17 protein-coding genes are annotated in these 16,246 nt (G+C 59.2%); 8 read left to right on the top strand and 9 right to left on the bottom strand.

Annotated features, from left to right (window positions below; genetic code table 11):
• Window positions 1-75 precede the first annotated feature (75 nt).
• From AB7M22_RS03015 to rpoE, 3 genes are read right to left on the bottom strand one after another with little or no spacing between them, the layout of a single operon-like run.
• Complete coding sequence (locus tag AB7M22_RS03015) at window positions 76-1,038, bottom strand: MucB/RseB C-terminal domain-containing protein (protein WP_454185199.1); 963 nt, start codon at window positions 1,036-1,038, stop codon at window positions 76-78.
• 8 nt (window positions 1,039-1,046) lie between these two features.
• A complete protein-coding gene (locus AB7M22_RS03010; RefSeq protein ID WP_007898648.1) occupies window positions 1,047-1,634 on the bottom strand; it encodes a sigma-E factor negative regulatory protein in 588 nt (195 codons plus the stop codon).
• A gap of 30 nt (window positions 1,635-1,664) precedes the next feature.
• Window positions 1,665-2,246, bottom strand: coding sequence for an RNA polymerase sigma factor RpoE (rpoE, locus tag AB7M22_RS03005; RefSeq protein WP_003172477.1), 582 nt, complete (start codon window positions 2,244-2,246; stop codon window positions 1,665-1,667).
• A gap of 557 nt (window positions 2,247-2,803) precedes the next feature.
• On the opposite strand from rpoE, the gene nadB reads away from it, so the two are divergent.
• Window positions 2,804-4,420 (top strand): L-aspartate oxidase, encoded by a 1,617-nt coding sequence (gene nadB / locus AB7M22_RS03000; RefSeq protein ID WP_454185198.1) that lies wholly within the window; start codon window positions 2,804-2,806, stop codon window positions 4,418-4,420.
• Here the strand turns inward: nadB and AB7M22_RS02995 are convergent.
• Window positions 4,389-4,841: a protein YgfX gene (locus tag AB7M22_RS02995; RefSeq protein WP_454185197.1), complete on the bottom strand. Its 453-nt coding sequence runs from the start codon at window positions 4,839-4,841 to the stop codon at window positions 4,389-4,391. The genes nadB and AB7M22_RS02995 overlap by 32 nt on opposite strands.
• Window positions 4,825-5,079, bottom strand: a complete 255-nt coding sequence (locus AB7M22_RS02990) for an FAD assembly factor SdhE (RefSeq protein WP_007898624.1) — start codon at window positions 5,077-5,079, stop codon at window positions 4,825-4,827. Before AB7M22_RS02990 ends, AB7M22_RS02995 begins: the two co-directional genes overlap by 17 nt.
• A gap of 148 nt (window positions 5,080-5,227) precedes the next feature.
• Between AB7M22_RS02990 and ygfZ the strand changes: the two genes are divergently transcribed.
• Entirely contained in the window at window positions 5,228-6,169 is a 942-nt protein-coding gene (ygfZ, locus tag AB7M22_RS02985; protein WP_454185196.1) for a CAF17-like 4Fe-4S cluster assembly/insertion protein YgfZ, read from the top strand.
• Window positions 6,170-6,204: 35 nt separating this feature from the next.
• Window positions 6,205-7,026: an HDOD domain-containing protein gene (locus tag AB7M22_RS02980; RefSeq protein ID WP_008014843.1), complete on the top strand. Its 822-nt coding sequence runs from the start codon at window positions 6,205-6,207 to the stop codon at window positions 7,024-7,026.
• 91 nt (window positions 7,027-7,117) lie between these two features.
• Here AB7M22_RS02980 and AB7M22_RS02975 read toward each other — a convergent pair whose 3' ends face one another.
• Together AB7M22_RS02975 and AB7M22_RS02970 are read right to left on the bottom strand one after the other, a co-directional pair.
• On the bottom strand, window positions 7,118-8,506 hold the full coding sequence (locus tag AB7M22_RS02975) for a sensor histidine kinase (RefSeq protein WP_454185195.1): 1,389 nt from the start codon (window positions 8,504-8,506) through the stop codon (window positions 7,118-7,120).
• Entirely contained in the window at window positions 8,499-9,170 is a 672-nt protein-coding gene (locus AB7M22_RS02970) for a response regulator (RefSeq protein ID WP_007898613.1), read from the bottom strand. The genes AB7M22_RS02975 and AB7M22_RS02970 overlap by 8 nt, the downstream gene beginning before the upstream one ends.
• A gap of 235 nt (window positions 9,171-9,405) precedes the next feature.
• Between AB7M22_RS02970 and AB7M22_RS02965 the strand changes: the two genes are divergently transcribed.
• The 5 genes from AB7M22_RS02965 to AB7M22_RS02945 are packed head-to-tail and all read left to right on the top strand — an operon-like array spanning window position 9,406 to window position 14,780.
• The gene (locus AB7M22_RS02965) at window positions 9,406-10,698 is read left to right on the top strand and encodes an OprD family porin (RefSeq protein ID WP_427627286.1); all 1,293 of its coding nucleotides are present in this window, start codon (window positions 9,406-9,408) and stop codon (window positions 10,696-10,698) included.
• A 38-nt stretch (window positions 10,699-10,736) separates the two neighbouring features.
• On the top strand, window positions 10,737-11,714 hold the full coding sequence (locus AB7M22_RS02960; protein WP_007898608.1) for a Bug family tripartite tricarboxylate transporter substrate binding protein: 978 nt from the start codon (window positions 10,737-10,739) through the stop codon (window positions 11,712-11,714).
• A 58-nt stretch (window positions 11,715-11,772) separates the two neighbouring features.
• Window positions 11,773-12,231 carry a tripartite tricarboxylate transporter TctB family protein gene (locus AB7M22_RS02955; RefSeq protein ID WP_454185194.1) on the top strand — a complete coding sequence of 153 codons (459 nt, stop codon included), beginning with the start codon at window positions 11,773-11,775 and terminating at the stop codon, window positions 12,229-12,231.
• Window position 12,232: 1 nt separating this feature from the next.
• Window positions 12,233-13,747: a tripartite tricarboxylate transporter permease gene (locus AB7M22_RS02950; protein ID WP_253437722.1), complete on the top strand. Its 1,515-nt coding sequence runs from the start codon at window positions 12,233-12,235 to the stop codon at window positions 13,745-13,747.
• The gene (locus AB7M22_RS02945) at window positions 13,740-14,780 is read left to right on the top strand and encodes an AbrB family transcriptional regulator (RefSeq protein WP_454185193.1); all 1,041 of its coding nucleotides are present in this window, start codon (window positions 13,740-13,742) and stop codon (window positions 14,778-14,780) included. The genes AB7M22_RS02950 and AB7M22_RS02945 overlap by 8 nt, the downstream gene beginning before the upstream one ends.
• Window positions 14,781-14,854: 74 nt before the next feature.
• Here AB7M22_RS02945 and AB7M22_RS02940 read toward each other — a convergent pair whose 3' ends face one another.
• On the bottom strand, window positions 14,855-15,298 hold the full coding sequence (locus tag AB7M22_RS02940) for a hypothetical protein (protein WP_454185192.1): 444 nt from the start codon (window positions 15,296-15,298) through the stop codon (window positions 14,855-14,857).
• 155 nt (window positions 15,299-15,453) lie between these two features.
• Entirely contained in the window at window positions 15,454-16,152 is a 699-nt protein-coding gene (gene ung / locus AB7M22_RS02935; RefSeq protein ID WP_454188754.1) for a uracil-DNA glycosylase, read from the bottom strand.
• Window positions 16,153-16,246: the final 94 nt, after the last annotated feature.

Genomic DNA, 16,246 nt, shown 5'->3' with positions numbered 1-16,246 from the left:
AGACATTAATGGCGCGACAGCCATTACCGATCCCCGCTCCAACCAGCCCCTGATGGGCGAGCATGGCTGATCAGCTCACTGTTTGCTGGTAGCCGCGGCATCGTTGCGCATGGACAGCGCAATCCGTTCGGCGGTGCCAATCGGTATTTCACCGACCACGGTCACCATCATCTCGCCTTGCGGTGTAGTCAATCGCCGGGAGACAGCGACGGTTGGCCCCAGTTGGGTGCGCGTATCAGTGACTGTTGCGCCATTCAACGGCTCGAGGAATACCGAGAATCGGGCCAGACCGTCGTCGAACATCAGACTGTTGACCTGGGCTTTGGTCTCCGGGTCCTTGTGAGAGGTACTGCTGGTCAGTTCGAAACCTGGCGGTAACCAGTCCGAATGCCAGACCTGCGCAGTTTTGACGGCGGAAGCCTTGTCACTGTCGAGGGCAATGGGTTTGCAATCAGAACCTGCCTGCAAATCGCTGTCGGAAGGCAACTCGGCAGTATCCAGTCGGGTGAACTGGAACCGCTCCAGCAGTTGCCCTTTGTCATTGAGAAGCAATGACTTCAACGGCAAACCGGTTTCCTTGTCCAGATGCAGCTCAAAACCGTAGCGATGCTGATCGCGAGGCTTTAACGACACGATCACTGCCGAACGCCCGGCCACACGCGACTTGCCGATGACGGCAAGGTCATACCAATTCTTTAGCTTTTGTGGATCGAGTGCACGAGCGGTGGAGTTGGGTGAGTCCCCCAGCCCTGCTATCAGGGTGCCGCTAACGCATTGAGTATGCCCATCAATGCGCACGACTTCCTGTGCCGAGCCGTCGAGCTGGAGTAAACGCTCGCGGACCTTGCCATCCTGGACGCGATGCCAGATGTTATGGGTAGAGAAACTACCGTTACGCTCGTAGACGAAAGTACCGTGAAAGCTCTGCGTTTGCTCCGCCTGTCCCAGACGCTTCAGCCAGTCCTGGGCTTCATCGGCGTGGGCTGGAACAACAAACCAGCCACTGAGCAGAAGCGTAAGTAGAGGTATGGCGCGCATGATCCTCCTTAACGGTTTTCCAGGCTTGCTGCACGAGCGTAAGGCAGAGCGCTCTCAGTACCTTTCAATGCAGCCTGTTGAGCATGTTGGCGCAAGTAACCTGGCAGACGCTGATCGTGCCAGCCTGGTTGACCTTGCAATACGCCGTTGGCCATAGGGCCAGTGGCTTCCGAACTCTCATTGTAGCCTGCCAATACAGCGGGCCCCTTGACCTGAGGAGCGGTCAAACCCGGTTGACTGGATTGCTGGGCCAGCTCGACACCGGCGATCTCGTCCTGGTTGTACAGACGAACACCCGCCAGCACGGCAACCGTCACCGAAGCAGCGACTGCCAGACGACCCAGGCTGCGCCATGGACCGCGAGAGGCTTTTGCCGGTACGGCTTCGTCAGCCAGCGCAGCAGAGACTGCCGCAGCGATGTCCAGACGAGGAAGCAACAGGTCCTTGTGCATAACTGCCCGAGCGATCTGGTAACGAGCCCAGGTATCGCGGGTTTCAACATCGTCGAAGGCATTCAACACCCGACGCAATTCCAATTCGTCCGCTTCGTTATCCATCACTGCGGACAGCGATTCCTGCAGGGCTTCACGACTCATGGCGTTCCTCTCTTGGCTGTCGCCGCTGTCTCAGTTTTCCTGCAACAACGGCTGCAGGGCTTTATCGATGGCCTCCCGGGCGCGGAAAATCCGGGAGCGCACGGTACCCACCGGACACTGCATGACGCTGGCAATGTCCTCGTAACTCAGACCATCGAATTCACGTAAAGTTAAAGCCGTACGCAAATCTTCTGGCAGTTGCTGAATGGTTCGATGGACGGTGCCTTCGATCTCATCCCGCAGCAATGCACGTTCTGGCGACTCGAGATCCTTGAGGCCATGATCGCCATCGTAGAACTCTGCATCCTCGGAACTGACATCGCTATCCGGCGGCCGACGGCCGCGTGAAACCAGATAGTTTTTCGCCGTGTTGATGGCGATGCGGTAAAGCCACGTATAAAACGCGCTGTCTCCGCGAAAATTACCAAGTGCACGGTATGCCTTGATAAAGGCTTCCTGTGCGACATCCTGGGCTTCATGGGTGTCGTGCACGAACCGCACGATCAACCCGAGAATTTTGTGCTGGTATTTCAGCACTAGCAGATCGAAAGCTCGCTTGTCGCCGCGTTGAACGCGCTCGACCAGCTGCTGATCCTCTTCCTGGGTTAGCATGAACACTCCTCGATAAGCTCGAAGGAGGCTTGCATTACTGAACGACCAGACTTGCAAACATAGACTCGGGCTTTTCGCAAAAGTTCTCCCCCTCCAAGCAAGTTTCCTGCGCGCTCTGATTTGGCACGCACGAAAAGCGCAGCGCGGGATAACCCGGCTGCGCGAATAATCTTGTCATCGGATTCATCAGCAAGGACCCAACCGCAAGTCCCGCACCGAAGCCGACACTGTCCCTTGTTTCAGGCAACCGTCTATTGATCTTGGGCCTTTGGCAAAAGTTCCATATTTATAGCTGCCCGAAACCGGCATTGTGCAACTGTGAAGAGAAAAAGACTGTTAAATCCACGATACAGTTGCCCTGTCGCCGAAGCCGTCAAAAAAACTTCCGACGAAGCGCCCAGCCTTTTCCGTCACAGTAGTTTCACAATGCCATGTGAGCCCGGCTATTGTGCCGCTCCCCCCCTCTATATACTAGTGGGCTGTGTGGCTGTCTTGACTCGCCGATCCAGCTGTCTTGCGCCAACCCCGTCCCGGGTCGCTTTGAGCGGAATCCTGAAATGAGCCAACAGTTTCAACACGATGTTCTGGTAATTGGCAGCGGTGCTGCCGGCTTGAGCCTTGCGCTGACCTTGCCCGGTCATTTGCGCATCGCCGTATTGAGCAAAGGCGACCTCGCCAATGGCTCAACCTTCTGGGCCCAGGGCGGTGTCGCTGCCGTTCTGGATGACACTGACACTGTCGAATCCCATGTCGATGACACCCTCAACGCCGGCGGTGGCCTGTGCCATGAAGACGCTGTGCGCTTTACTGTCGAGCACAGCAGAGAGGCGATTCAATGGCTGATCGACCAAGGCGTGCCCTTTACCCGCGATGAACAGTCCGGCACCGAAGACGGTGGTTTCGAGTTTCACCTGACCCGCGAAGGCGGTCACAGCCATCGGCGCATCATCCACGCCGCCGATGCGACGGGGGCGGCGATCTTCAGAACCCTGCTCGATCAGGCCAAGCAGCGTCCCAACATCGAACTGCTGGAGCAGCGGGTCGCGGTCGATCTTATCACCGAAAAGCGCCTGGGCCTTGAAGGCGACCGTTGCCTCGGCGCCTATGTGCTCAACCGCGGCACCGGTGAAGTCGACACCTACGGCGCGCGTTTCGTGATCCTTGCATCGGGCGGCGCGGCAAAGGTTTACCTCTATACCAGCAACCCCGATGGCGCCTGCGGTGACGGCATCGCCATGGCTTGGCGTTCGGGCTGCCGGGTGGCGAACCTGGAGTTCAACCAGTTCCATCCCACCTGCCTTTATCACCCGCAAGCCAAGAGTTTCCTGATCACCGAAGCCCTGCGCGGCGAAGGTGGCCACCTGAAGCTGCCCAATGGTGAACGCTTCATGCAGCGCTTCGACCCACGGGCCGAGCTGGCACCACGGGACATCGTTGCCCGCGCCATCGACCATGAGATGAAGCGCCTGGGTATCGACTGCGTCTACCTGGACATCAGCCACAAGCCTGAAGACTTCATCAAGACGCACTTCCCGACGGTCTATGAGCGCTGCCTGGAATTCTCCATCGATATCACCAAGCAACCGATCCCGGTGGTACCCGCAGCGCACTACACCTGCGGCGGCGTGATGGTCGATCAGCGGGGTCGCACCGACGTGCCGGGCCTGTATGCGATTGGTGAAACCAGCTTCACCGGCCTGCATGGCGCCAACCGCATGGCCAGCAACTCGCTGCTGGAATGTTTCGTTTACGCCCGTTCGGCTGCGGCGGACATTCTTGAGCAGTTGCCAGAAGTGTCGGTTCCGACTGCCCTGCCCGTTTGGGATGCGAGCCAGGTCACCGATTCCGATGAAGACGTAATCATTGCGCACAACTGGGACGAACTGCGGCGATTCATGTGGGACTACGTCGGCATCGTGCGTACCAACAAGCGCTTGCAACGGGCCCAGCACCGGGTGCGTCTGTTGCTGGATGAAATCGACGAGTTCTACAGCAACTACAAGGTCAGCCGGGATTTGATCGAGCTGCGTAATCTGGCGCAAGTAGCCGAGCTGATGATCCAGTCAGCCATGGAGCGCAAGGAAAGTCGGGGCCTGCATTACACCCTCGACTACCCGAACATGCTGCCGGTCGCCCTGGACACTATTCTGGTGCCGCCCACCTACGCCGACTGAACTTGAGCCGAACCCGCAGGCGTCGGTGCACATCCGCCGCCTGCGAATCACGCGGCACACAGATCGCCCTGACCCGTCGCTCATCGCGCAGACGAAAACGCAGCACCACAATCAATGGCAACGCCAGACTGTCCGGCCGCAGCTGCACGGGCTGCCAACCCACCGCCTGATTCCACAACTGCCAGCCATCGGCATCGCGACGCAAGCCGCGAAACGCCTGCGGGTGTGTCAGCAGAATCTGTCGCGGCAATGCCCAAGCGCCATGAGCCAGACAGCAAAACGCGCCGAGCAAACTGGCCCAGACCGGTAGGGAAAGAAGAAACAACGAACCCAGCGCGAACAGCTGGGCCAGAAGATAGGCCGCCAGCAACTGCCGTGAGGCATGCCAGCGGCATTCGAACGCGTTACTTGGGCTGGACACGATCCAGGATCATGCGAACCATGCGCTGAAGCTCCGGATCTTCCGATTCGGCACGTTCCATGAACCAGCCGAACATGTCCTGATCTTCGCATTCGAGCAGCCTGACGTAGCATGCGCGATCAACTTCGTTGAGGTGCGGGTAAACCTCTTTCACAAACGGCACCAGCAACACGTCAAGCTCAAGCATGCCGCGGCGGCTGTGCCAGTAGAGGCGATTCAGTTCAACATCTTCGACCATGGAGCGCTCCTCAAATAGGCGGCAAGTATACAGCCCCGGGCCCGCTCGAACAGTCGGCTTTGGTCGCCCCCATCGATCCTTTGTGAACTACCCATTTCATGGGCGCCCCCTTATGATGTCCCTCGGACTCTTTACCCTGCGATGACCCATGGCCGATTCTGCTTTTTTCTGCACCCTGTCTCACGAAGGCGTTCTCGCGGTACGCGGCGCGGATGCCGGCAAATTCCTGCAAGGCCAATTGACTTGCAACCTTAATTACCTGAGCGACACCCAGGCCAGCCTTGGCGCGCGTTGCACGCAGAAAGGCCGGATGCAGTCGAGTTTCCGCATTTTGCTGGAAGGCGACGGCGTGCTCATGGCGATGGCCAGCGAGCTGCTGGAGCCGCAACTGGCGGACCTGAAAAAGTACGCAGTGTTCTCCAAATCGAAACTGACCGATGAAAGTGCCAGCTGGGTTCGCTTTGGCCTTGAGCATGGCGATGCGGCACTGGCCAGCCTGGGCCTGGAACTACCGGCAGAAACCGACAGTGTCGCGCGCAATGACGGCCTGATCGCCCTTCGCGTCTCGCCGGATCGCGCTGAACTCTGGGTTCGCGCCGATCAAGCCGACACCATCAAGGGCAAGTTGTCCGCTGTGTTGGCCGAAGGTGAACTGAATCAATGGCTGCTGGGCCAGATCCGCGCCGGGATCGGGCAGGTCATGCCGAGCACCCGCGAGCTGTTCATCCCGCAGATGCTCAATCTGCAAGCCGTCGGTGGCGTGAGTTTCAAGAAAGGTTGCTACACCGGCCAGGAAATCGTCGCGCGCATGCAATACCTGGGCAAGCTCAAGCGCCGGTTGTATCGCCTGCAACTGGAGGCCAGCGAATTACCGGAGCCTGGTACCCAACTGTTCTCCCCGACCCACGGCAGTTCGATCGGTGAAGTGGTGCTGGCCGCCCGCGCCGGTCAAAACATTGAACTCCTGGCCGTGCTGCAAGCCGAAGCTGCAGAAGATGGCAACCTGCACCTTGGCGCACTCGAAGGTCCGGGCCTGCATCTGCTCGACCTGCCTTACCAACTGGATCGTGATCGCGAAATCCAGCGTTGACAGCAGTACTTGTCGCAATACCCTAGAGAAAAGAAATGAGCGAGCTGGCGGATAAGGTCCAACAGGATTTGGTTGAGGCCATCGATAACGATGACCTGGTTCTGCCAACGTTACCGGAAGTGGCCCTGCAGATTCGCAAGGCCGCCGAAGACCCGGAAATCAGTGTCAGCACACTGAGCAAAGTGATTGGCCGCGATACCGCGCTGTCGGCGCGCCTGATCAAAGTGGTCAATAGCCCGTTGCTGCGCGCGACCCAGGAAGTGACTGATTTGCACACGGCCATCACCCGGCTGGGCGTCAATTACAGCAGCAACCTGGCCATCGGCCTGGTGATGGAACAGATTTTCAACGCCCGTTCCGAAGTGGTGGAACAGAAAATGCGCGAAGTCTGGCGCAAAAGCCTGGAAATCGCCGGTGTCAGCTACGCGTTGTGCCGCAGTTATACGCAACTCAAGCCCGATCAAGCAGCGCTCGGCGGGCTTGTGCATCAGATTGGTGTATTGCCGATCCTGACCTACGCCGAAGATCACTATGAATTGCTGTCTGACCCGGTCAGCCTCAACCATGTGATCGACCGGATTCATCCGCTGCTCGGCGATAAATTGCTCAGGGTCTGGGAGTTTCCGGAAATGCTGGTGCAATTGCCGGGGCTGTATCTGGATTTCAAGCGGCAATCGGAGCGGGTCGACTATGTCGATCTGGTGCAAGTGGCCAGCCTGTATTGCCACAAGGACACCGATCATCCACTGGCCCGTATTGATCCATTCAGCGTACCGGCCTTCAAGAAGCTGGGGATTGATCCGGAGAACAAGGCGATGTGCAAGGATCTGGAAGAGTCGCGGTCGATGTTTTACTAAGAGCTTCGCGGGCAAGCCTCGCTCCTACAAAAGCATCGTATATATTTTGTAGGAGCGAGGCTTGCCCGCGAAGAGGCCATAACAAACACCATCACTCCCCCGCAATAAAACTCACCCGCACCTTCAGCCCTGCCTGCTCGCCATCGTGCAGGCTGATCTGTGCCAGGTGGGCGCGGCAGATCTCGCCGACGATGGCCAATCCCAACCCCGATCCAGCCACCTGTTCGTTACGCCGATAAAAACGCTCAAACACCCGATCCCGTTCTTCAAGGGGAATTCCCGGGCCATCGTCCTCGACCTCCAGCACCGCTGGCGCCATGACCCGCAGGATCACATTGCCGCCCGGCGGCGTGTGAGCCAATGCGTTGTCCACCAGATTGCTCAACAGTTCGTTCAACAGCGTCGGCTCGCCGCGCAGCCACACCGGTTCGTCAGCTTCCAGCGCCAACGCCACGCCACGTGCATGGGCCAACGGCGCCATGGCCATGCCCAGCTCACGGGCCAACTGACTGAGATCGAGCAACTGCGCACCGCCCTCGGCGATTGCCCGGGCGCCATTCTCGACCCGTGCCAGCGAAAGCAATTGATTGGCCAGATGGGTCAGGCGATCCGTGCCTTGGGCGGCGGTTTCCAGGGTGCTGCGCCAGGTTTCGGGTTCGTTCGACCGCATCCCCAGTTCAAGTCGTGCCTTGAGCGCCGCTAACGGAGTACGCAATTCATGAGCGGCATCGGCGATGAACTGCGCCTGGCGCTCGAACTGTCCGCGCAAACGCTCGGTAAAGTGATTGAGCGCACGCACCAGCGGCCCCAACTCGTGCTGCACTTCCACCAACGGCAAGGGCCGCAAGTCATCGGGCTGACGCTCTTCCACCGCCGTGCGCAAGCGCTCCAGCGGACGCAGCGCCGCACTGACCGCGAACCACACCAGCAGCAACGCACCGATCGCCAGCATACCCAGACGCAACAACGTGTCAGCCATCAGGCTGCGAGCCATGCGGACCCGTGCCTCATCGGTTTCCGCCACGCGGATTTCCGCCATGCCGTTCATGTTCGGCTCGCTGACCGCTTTGAGCAGGCTGACCACTCGCACGTTCTGCCCTTGATAAGTGGCGTTGTAGAAACGCGCCAGCGCCGGATAATCATCGGTGCGCGGCGTTCCCGGCGGCGGTGCCGGCAGGTTTTCATAGCCCGAGATCAGATTCTGGTTGATGTCGTTGACCAGGTAAAAAATTCGCCCGGCACTGTCGTAGGCGAACGTATCGAGGGCCACATAAGGCACGTTGGCGCTGAGGCTGCCATCGCGCTGGGACAGGCCGGCGGCGATGGTCCGCGCCGAGGCCAGCAAGGTCCGGTCATAAGCGGTGTCGGCGGCTTCGCGACCGTTCCAGTACGCGCTCAAACCACTGGCGAGCATCAACACCACCAACAGCAGCGCGAGGTTCCACAGCAACCGCCAACGCAGGCTGCTGAGCTTATGCATCGCGGCTTTCCAGCAGATAACCAAGGCCGCGGAAGGTCACGATGGCCACCGGTTGGCCGTCGAGTTTCTTGCGCAAGCGGTGAACGTAGATTTCGATGGCATCGGGACTGGCCTCCTCGTCCAGGCCGAAGACCTGGGCGGCCAGTTGCTCCTTGCTCATCACCCGACCGGGACGGGCGATCAGGGCCTCGAGCACCGCCTGTTCACGGGAGGTCAGGGTCAGCAATTCTTCGCCGAGGGTGAAGCGCCGGGTGTCCAGATCATAGGCCAGCACGCCACAACGCTGCTGGCGTTCACCGCCGAGCACACTGCGGCGCAGCAAGGCTTTGACCCGGGCTTCGAGCTCTGTCAGTTCGAAGGGTTTGGCCAGGTAATCGTCGGCCCCAAGGTTCAGGCCATGGACCCGATCCTTGACGTCGCTGCGGGCGGTCAGCATCAGCACCGGCAGGTTCTTGCCCCGGGCCCGCAAGCGCGCCAGCACTTCGAAGCCATCCATGCGCGGCAGTCCGACATCGAGGATCGCCACGGCGTATTCCTCGCTGCTCAAGGCCAGGTCGGCTGCCACACCGTCGTGCAGCACATCCACGGTCAGGCCGGTGCTCTTGAGCGCCTGGGCGACACTTTCGGCAAGCTGCAGGTGGTCTTCGACGAGCAGAACACGCATGGATCTTTACCTCATTCAGGGATGGTCGACGCCATTCTTTGGCGCGGAGTTTACAGCCGCATCCGTCGCTGTGAAGCCCGAAAACCGTGAAAGTCAGCTGAAAGGTTAGCGAAAGGTTGGCCGGTTAGAGTCCAGCCACGGACAGTTTCGACTGCCGTGCGCTACCGCACATAGCGCTACGAAAAACGCCTCGAAGCGTTTTCGCCAATAAGAACAATAAACGGAGTACGTCACCATGCTGTCCATGCAGCTTCAGGCTCGCCCGCCTGCTCGTTTTTCCCGCCTCAGCCACACCGCCCTTGCCAGTGCCGCCGCCCTCGCCGGCTTTTCGCCGTTGAGCCAGGCTGCCTTCTTCGAAGACAGTACGGCAACCTTTGAAACCCGCAACATGTATTTCAACCGCGACTTTCGCGACGGTACCAGCGCCCAGCAATCCAAGCGTGACGAATGGGCCCAGGGGTTCATGCTCAATCTGCAATCGGGTTACACCGACGGCACCGTGGGGTTCGGTGTCGATGCACTGGGCATGCTTGGGGTAAAACTCGATTCGAGTCCGGATCGCACCGGCACCGGCCTGTTGCCGACCCATGACGACGGTCGCGCGGCTGACGAGTACTCCAAGCTCGGCCTGACCGGCAAAGTGAAAATCTCCGCCACGGAACTGAAAATCGGCAGCCTGATTCCGGAACTGCCGATCCTCAAACCCAACGACGGGCGCATTCTGCCGCAGACCTTTGAAGGCGGCCTGCTGACCTCCAAAGAGATCAAGAACCTGACCTTCACCGGCGGGCGTCTGGAGAAAGCCAAGGACCGCGACAGCACCGACTTCGAGGACATCGCCCTCAACAACAAGAACAGCCGCTTCGCCGGTACCGTGGCCGGCAAGCACTTTGACTTTGGCGGCGTGGACTACAAGTTCACCGACAAAATCACCGGCAGCTACCACTTCGCTCAGCTCGATGAAGTCTACAACCAGCACTTCCTCGGCGTTGTCGCGTCGCAACCGTTCGGCCCCGGCACGTTCGGCACTGATCTGCGATTGGCCATCAGTGACGACGAGGGCGCGGCCCGGGGCGGCAAGATCGACAACAAATCCCTGAACGGTCTGGTGAGCTACGCCTTGAACGGGCATAAACTCAGCGCCGGCTATCAGCACATGTCCGGTGACAGCGCTTTCCCTTACGTCGATGGCAGCGATCCGTACCTGGTCAACTTCGTGCAGATCAACGACTTTGCCGGCGCCGAAGAACGCTCCTGGCAAGCGCGTTACGACTATGACTTCTCCAAACTCGGTATTCCGGGCCTGAGCTTCATGAGCCGGTACCTGAGCGGTGACAACATCAAGCTCAAGAACGGTGATGAAGGCAAAGAGTGGGAACGCAACACCGAGATCAAATACGTCGTACAAAGTGGCGCCCTGAAAGATGTCGCCGTACGCCTGCGCAATGCCACCTACCGTTCCAACTACTCCGCCCGCGATGCCGATGAAGTGCGTCTGCTGGTGAGCTATAGCGTTGCACTTTGGTAATTCAGTACGTCCATAACAAAAATCCCAAGGAGACTTGAATGAACCTATCACTGCGTAAAGTTGCTCTGGCCGCTGGCGTCATGCTGTTCGCCGGCCAATTGATGGCCGAACCGAAACGTCCGGAATGCATCGCCCCGGCCTCGCCAGGCGGCGGTTTCGACCTGACCTGCAAACTGGCGCAAAGCGCGCTGGTGAACGAAAAACTGCTGACCAAACCGATGCGCGTGACCTACATGCCCGGCGGTGTCGGCGCGGTGGCGTATAACGCGGTGGTCGCCCAGCGTCCTGCCGATGCCGGCACGCTGGTGGCGTGGTCCAGCGGTTCGCTGCTGAACCTGGCGCAAGGCAAGTTCGGTCGTTTCGATGAAACCAACGTTCGTTGGCTGGCCGCTGTTGGCACCAGCTATGGCGCCATCGCGGTGAAAAGCGATTCGCCTTACAAGACCCTGGACGATCTGGTTCAGGCGCTGAAGAAAGATCCGAGCAAAGTGGTGATCGGTTCCGGCGGCACCGTCGGCAGCCAGGACTGGATGCAAACCGCACTGATCGCCAAGGCGGCCGGGATCAACCCGCGCGACCTGCGTTATGTCGCCCTCGAAGGCGGTGGTGAAATCGCCACCGCCCTGCTCGGTGGCCACATCCAGGTCGGCAGCACCGACATCTCCGACTCCATGCCACACATTCAGAGCGGCGACATGCGCCTGCTGGCGGTGTTCTCCGAGAAGCGTCTGGATGAGCCGGAAATGAAAAACATTCCGACGGCTAAAGAGCAAGGCTACGACATCGTCTGGCCGGTGGTTCGCGGCTTCTACCTCGGGCCAAAAGTCAGCGACGAAGACTACGCCTGGTGGAAAGACGCCTTCGACAAACTGCTGGCCTCCGAGGACTTCGCCAAGCTGCGCGATCAGCGTGAACTGTTCCCGTTCGCCATGACCGGCCCGGAGCTGGACACCTACGTGAAGAAGCAGGTCGCGGACTACAAAGTGCTGGCCAAAGAGTTCGGCCTGATCCAGTGATCGCCTCTGTCTAGCGGCCACGACCCTGGTTCTCGGGGTCGTGGCCTAGGAGTTCCTCATGCTCATACAACGCATTTTTGCTTCGGTGCTGTTGCTCGCCTGTCTGTGCCTGATACTGATGGCCTGGCCCTATCAGGCGCCGTTTTCCTATGAACCCATCGGTCCCCGCGCCTTCCCGTTATTGATGTTGGGCCTGATGGGGCTGGGGCTGGTTTACATGGTATTTCGCCCGTCGCCGATCATCCACACGACTGACGATCCACCGATGGATCGCGAGACCCTGCACAAGATTGGCCTTTGCGTGCTGTTGTTGCTGATCTTCGCCGGTCTGTTCGAACCCTTGGGCTTCATCCTCAGCAGCATGTTGATCGGCATTCCAATGGCGCGCCTGTACGGCGGACGCTGGTTGCCGAGCGCGGTGATCATCAGCCTGATGAGTATCGGCCTGTACCTGCTGTTCGACAAAGTCATGGACGTCCCGCTGCCTTTGGGCCTGCTTGACGTTTTGGAGAACTGATATGGATACGCTTGGTTATTTGAGTCACGGCTTCGGCGTCGCATTAACGCCCTACAACCTGGTGACCGCACTCAGCGGCACACTGATCGGCACCGTCGTCGGCCTGCTGCCGGGCCTGGGGCCGATCAACGGCGTGGCGCTGTTGATCCCCATCGCGTTCGCCCTGGGCCTGCCACCGGAGTCGGCGTTGATCCTGCTGGCGGCGGTCTATCTGGGTTGCGAGTACGGCGGCCGGATCAGCTCGATCCTGCTGAACATTCCGGGGGAAGCGTCCACCGTGATGACCACCCTCGACGGCTACCCGATGGCGCGTCAAGGCATGGCGGGGGTTGCACTGTCGCTGTCGGCCTGGAGCTCGTTCATCGGCGCCTTCATCGCGACCTGCGGGATGGTGGTGTTTGCACCGATTCTGGCGAAGTGGGCGATTGCCTTCGGTCCGGCGGAATACTTCGTCCTGATGGTGTTCGCGATTGTCTGTCTCGGTGGCATGGCCGGCGATCGACCACTGAAGACCTTTATCGCCGCGCTGATCGGCCTGTTCCTGTCGACCGTCGGCATTGATGCCAATAGCGGCGTCTATCGATTCACCGGTGACAACATCCACCTCACTGACGGTATTCAGTTTGTGGTGCTGGTACTGGGCCTGTTCTCCATCAGTGAAATTCTCCTGCTGCTGGAAAAAACCCACCGCGGTCAGGAAGCGTTCCAAGCCACCGGTCGCATGATGTTCAACTTCAAGGAAGCCGCCTCGGTGTTCTGGGTGAACATGCGTTGCGGCGTGCTCGGTTTCATCATGGGCGTGCTGCCCGGTGCCGGCGCGACGCTGGCCAGCGCCGTGGCCTACATGACCGAAAAACGCATCGCGGGCCCAAGCGGCAAATTCGGGCAGGGCGACAAACGTGGTCTCGCCGCCCCGGAAACCGCTATCGGTGCCGAGGCTTGCGGCGCGCTGGTGCCGATGTTGACGCTGGGTGTGCCAGGTTCGGGTACGACTGCGGTGATGATCGGCGCACTGTCGCTGTACAACATCACGCCGGGCCCGCTGCTGTTCCAACAGCAACCGGACATCGTCTGGGGCCTGATCGCCTCGTTGTTTGTCGCCAACATCATGCTGGTGATCCTCAACATTCCGATGATCCGTATCTTCACCCGCATCCTCGCCGTGCCGAACTGGGCGCTGGTGCCGATGATCGCGATCATCACCGCCATCGGCGTCTTCGCGGTACATGCGACCACCTTCGACCTGTTCCTGATGATCGGTATCGGCATCTTCGGTTACATCCTGCGCAAGCTAGACTTCCCGTTGTCGCCCGTGCTGCTGGGTTTCATTCTCGGTGGGTTGATGGAACAGAATCTGCGTCGCGCCTTGTCGATCTCCAACGGTTCACTGGAAATTCTCTGGTCCAGCGGGATCACCATGGGTGTCTGGGCGTTGATCGCAGTGATGCTGCTGGTGCCTATCCTGCGTATCTGGCGCAAACGTTCGGTCGCCCGGCGCGCTATCGCCGATGTCTGATCGCACCCCGTTCAAAAGCTGGTGGGGAACACCGCTGGTCGGTCTGCTGGGCGGTTACCTCGCCAGCCAGATCGGTTGGCCACTGCCGTGGATGGTCGGCTCGTTGTTGGCGATCATCCTGGTGCGCTGCCTGACTCCCTGGCAATTGGCGGAAATCCCTGGCGGACGCAAGTGCGGCCAGTGGGTCGTCGGTATCGGCATCGGCCTGCACTTCACCCCGGTGGTGATGGAGCAGGTGTTGAGCCACTTCGGTCTGATCTTCTTCGGTGCGTTGGTCACCAGCCTGTCCGCGGTGGTCGGGGTCTGGTTGATGCGGCGCACCGGGGAAGATCGCGCCACCGCATTCTTTTCCAGCATGCCCGGCGGCTCCGGGGAGATGGTCAACCTCGGCGCGCGCAACGGCGCGGTGCTCAGCCGTGTCGCGGCGGGGCAGAGTTTGCGGGTGCTGGTGGTGGTGCTGTGTGTGCCGGCGGCCTTCAAGTATCTGTTGGGCGACGGTACGCCGATCGCCCATGCCGGCAGCGTCGACTGGCGCTGGCTGGCGATTCTGTTCCCGGCGGGCGCCCTGCTCGCCTGGATCTGGCAACGTCTGCGCCAGCCCAATCCGTGGCTTTTCGGACCGTTGCTGGTGAGTGCGGCGGTGAGCATTGGTTGGGACCTGCACATCGGACTGCCCAACGGCGGCAGTCAGATCGGCCAGTGGCTGATCGGCAGCGGGTTGGGGTGTCACTTCAATCGGCAGTTCTTCCGGCGGGCACCGTCCTTCATGGGCCGAACCCTGCTGGGTACGGTGTTGACCATGTTGATCGCAACCCTGGCGGCATTGGGTTTGAGTGCGCTGACTCAGCTGGATCTGCGTTCGCTGACCTTGGGCATGATGCCCGGCGGGATTGCCGAGATGAGTTTGACGGCGGAAACCCTGCAATTGTCGGTACCGTTGGTGACGGCGATGCAGGTGATGCGGTTGTTGTTTGTATTGTTTCTGGCGGAGCCGTTGTTTCGGTATTGGAACCGGGAGCCAGAACGGCAATGAGGATTTTGTTTTTAGTTAAATAAAAGAAGTGCCCCACTCTTGGAGAATTATTGCCTTGGAGCACTTCTTGAATTTCAAAACAAGATATTGAATTTCCCCAAGAAGAGCTCAGCAGTCTTGCCGGCACTTCCTATACGGGCTACGAAGTGAAAATCCTCGGCCTCGAAATGAGTGCCTTCAGAATTGACAGTAAGTTTGATTTTTCCACTTACAGCCCCGTACAACTCCTGTTCCTCGCCCACGACAACATTGTACCGGGCACCAATCCCGCCCTGTCCGACATTGTGTTCTCCACTTTGAATATTCTTCGGAATCTCGAAGATCACCGAGGTAAAGTAATTATCCTCGTTAACTCGGCCGCCCACATCATAATAGTCTGGCATGATGTCGCGAAAAAACACTTCTTGCGTGTTGATAGTATTTCGAGGATTGGAAGTCTCCCAGCGCGTTGTTTTCGCAAATAAGCTTCCTGTGGCCTTTTTTAAGGCCTTTATTTCTTCGCGTTCCAGCTTATTCATAACGAACTCCTGTTCAATTAAAAAAACCGATAGAGCTTCGATAGTGCAAGCCTCTCGGAGGTCAATTGAACAGAGGGTGTCCTGTCACGTCTACTATCAGAAATAACAGGTATCCGGTGATATCTGACGAGCGGCTCTCTGGCTGGCGGTGATCGTTACATAACCGGCGGCAACCGCCACTCGATCGGCGTCTCGCCATTCTGTTCCAGAAACTTGTTCGCCCGGCTGAAGTGCCCGCAGCCGAGGAAGCCGCGATAGGCGGACAGCGGCGATGGATGGACTGAGGTCAGCACCAGGTGTTTGGTGGCGTCGATGAGTTTCTGTTTGCTCTGGGCATGCGCGCCCCATAACAGGAACACCAGATGTGGCTGGTGCTCGCTGACCACTTCGATAATCCGATCGGTAAAATACTGCCAGCCCTTGCCCGCATGGGCGTTGGCATTCGCGCGTTCCACGGTCATGGTGGTGTTGAGCATCAACACGCCCTGCTCTGCCCAACTCTGCAGGTAGCCGTGATTGGGAATGTCGATGTTCAGGTCGCGCTTCAACTCTTTATAGATGTTCACCAGCGATGGCGGTGCCGGTACACCCGGTTGCACCGAGAAGCACAGCCCATGGGCCTGACCCGGGCCGTGGTAAGGGTCTTGACCGAGGATGACCACTTTGACCTTGTCCAGCGGCGTGGAATTGAGCGCGTTGAAAATCATCGGTCCGGGTGGGTAGATCTCTTTGCCCGCCGCGCGTTCCTGTTGCAGGAATGTGCGCAACTCTGCCATGTAAGGCTGGTCGAATTCGGCACGCAGTGCCTCCTTCCAGCTCGGTTCGAGTTTGATACGGTCGTCAGCAGTCATGATTACATCCGGTAAAAACAATGGGGCGAACCCTAGGAAAGCCCATCACGCTTGTCAATTGATCTGACGCAGATCCGGCACTTTCCTATAGAGCGAT

It is taken from the genome of Pseudomonas sp. ADAK2 TE3594 (assembly GCF_053628675.1).
This window is presented reverse-complemented; position numbering and strand designations above follow the sequence as displayed.